General features: G+C 71.3%; 3 protein-coding genes. 2 read left to right on the forward strand and 1 reads right to left on the reverse strand.

Annotated elements, in window-relative coordinates; translation table 11 throughout:
- A partial coding sequence (locus WAZ62_RS13165) for a hypothetical protein (RefSeq protein ID WP_422643994.1) occupies positions 1-316 on the forward strand: 316 nt, incomplete at its 5' end.
- A 134-nt stretch (positions 317-450) separates the two neighbouring features.
- Here the strand turns inward: WAZ62_RS13165 and WAZ62_RS13170 are convergent.
- On the reverse strand, positions 451-1,446 hold the full coding sequence (locus tag WAZ62_RS13170) for a TAXI family TRAP transporter solute-binding subunit (protein WP_422643995.1): 996 nt from the start codon (positions 1,444-1,446) through the stop codon (positions 451-453).
- Positions 1,447-1,638: 192 nt separating this feature from the next.
- On the opposite strand from WAZ62_RS13170, the gene WAZ62_RS13175 reads away from it, so the two are divergent.
- On the forward strand, positions 1,639-2,225 hold a 587-nt coding region (locus tag WAZ62_RS13175), incomplete at its 3' end, for a hypothetical protein (RefSeq protein WP_422643996.1).

Genomic DNA, 2,225 nt, shown 5'->3' on the forward strand with positions numbered 1-2,225 from the left:
GGGCCTCGCCGCCCATGCCGCCGGCCAGTACCGGGAGGCCGCGACGGAAATATGCGCCGCCCTGCCCCGGATCGAGCTGATCGGCGGCAGCCGGGCCCAGCGCGACCTCTTCGTCCAGACCTATGTCGATGCCTGCCTGAAATCGGGCCAGACCCGCGACCTCGCCGCCCTCCTGTCCGAGCGGGCGCGGCGCCGCCCGACCGTCGCCCGCCACTTCCGCGACCTGGCCCGCCTCGCCCGGATCGAGGGCGCGATCCCTCGCGCCGTCGACGCCGAACACCGGGCCGAGGCCCTGGCGCGAAGTTACGCGGTCTAGACGAATGATGGATGCCGCACGCCCCTTGTCGTCATCCCGGCGAAGGCCGGGTTTCGGGCCGGCACGGGCGCCACTCTCGTCCAAAGGCCCCGGCCTGTGCCGGGGCAACGAATGCCAGGGTTCAAAGGCGGGGGTCAGATCGGCCCGGTGACCGGCAGGCTGATGCCCTTTTCCTGATAGAAGCGGGCGGCGCCGGGGTGCAGGGGCACGGCGATCCCCGCCGTCGCCCCGTCGAGACTGATGGTGGCGGCGCGGGGATGGCCGGCGGCCAGGGTCGCGGCATTCTCGGGGGCGAACAGCGTCCTCGTGATGTCGTGGATCAGGGCTTCGCTGGCCTCGGCGGCGCAGATCCATTGCGCGCCGACATCGACCGTCTCGGTCGCCATCACCGTCGGATAGGCACCGGACGGAATGAAACCCGCCATGAAGAACCGGCCCTCCGCCAGCAGGCGCTCCCGCGCCGGCCCGTTGATCGGGATCAGCACGATCTGGCGCGCCGGGGCGATGTCGGCGACGCCGGCGGCCGGCACCCCGCCCAGAAAGAAGAAAGCGTCGATCTCGCCGCTGATCAGGGCATCGGCCGATTGCGATGGCCCCAGTTCGACCTCGGTCAGGCGCTTGGTGGCGACGCCGTAAGCCTTGAGGATCATCAGCGCGTCGCCCCTGGTGCCCGAACCTGCCCGGTCGAGCGACACGCGCTTGCCCGCCAGATCCTTGACCGAGGTGATGCCAGCGTCCCGCCGGGCGACGAGATGCATGCTCTCGCGGTACAGATTGGCGATTACCCGCAGATTGTCGAGGGGTGGCTGGTCGGGAAACAGTTTGCCGGCATGAGCCAGCGCGACGACATCCGCCTGCGCCAGCGCCGTCTCGACCGCGCGGGTCGCGACCGCCTGGACATTCTCGACCGAACCCTGGCTGGTTTCCGCCGTGGCGACGAGGCCGGGCACCCCGCAGGGCGCGCCCGCGTCGCAGGGCGGCAGGCCGGGCGGATGGCTGAGCAGGCGGGCGATGGTCTCGCCCACCGGGTAATAGGTGCCGGCGGCGCTGCCGGTCGCGATCCTCAGATAGCGCGCTTCCTGCGCCTGCGGTGCCCGACCGCCGAGCAAGAGGCCGAACGACGCCAGCAACAGACCGCGCCGGCTCGGGAGGAGCCGCGCGGGGGACGCGATGACGGGGGCGGAAAGGTCAGGATGGTCCATGGCTGGCCAGGACAAATGTTCATGGATCATCCGCCCATGAGATTGCGGGTGCAAGCATCGGCAGGCCGGTCATGCTAGAGTGGCTCTACCCTTTGTCGCCAGTGTTGCCCGTAGGCCACCATGTCTGTCGCCCGCCTTGCCCGAATTCTCATCGTCGCCGTCGTTTCCGCCGGCGCCGCGGCCCTGCTCGCCGGTAACCTGCCGGGGAAGGACACGGGCACCCGTGCCGCCGCCGCCGCCGGGCCGCCGACCGGCCTCGAGTTGCTGACCATGCCCACGGGCGACGATCCGGTGGCCCTCGCGGTCGACAGTCGGGGCGGAGACGAGACCTATCCGGTCTGGCTGTGGGCGCCGGCCAGTACCGACACGAACGTCGGCCGGATCGAGGAAACCACGGTCGAGGGCGATGTTCTCGCCCTGTCGGGCTGGGCCGGCGACATGTCGCTGGGCCTGCGCATGTCCGATGTCCTGCTGGTCGCCTGCGACCGGGTGATCGCCAGCGTGCCGGTGAGCCAGCCGCGCGACGATATCGCCGCCCGCCACCCCAATCTGACCACCGCCGGCTGGTCGGCCCGGCTGGCCCTCGCCGACCTTGGCCCCTGCCGCCAACCGGATGTGACAGCCTATGGCGTGGCCCGCTTCGGCAATGTCCTGTTCCCGGTCGAAGGCGCGGTGCCGGCGCCGGCCGGCGCGGGCGGCGGATTGCC

The sequence above is a fragment of the Zavarzinia sp. genome, assembly GCF_049306435.1.
Lineage (GTDB): Bacteria > Pseudomonadota > Alphaproteobacteria > Zavarziniales > Zavarziniaceae > Zavarzinia.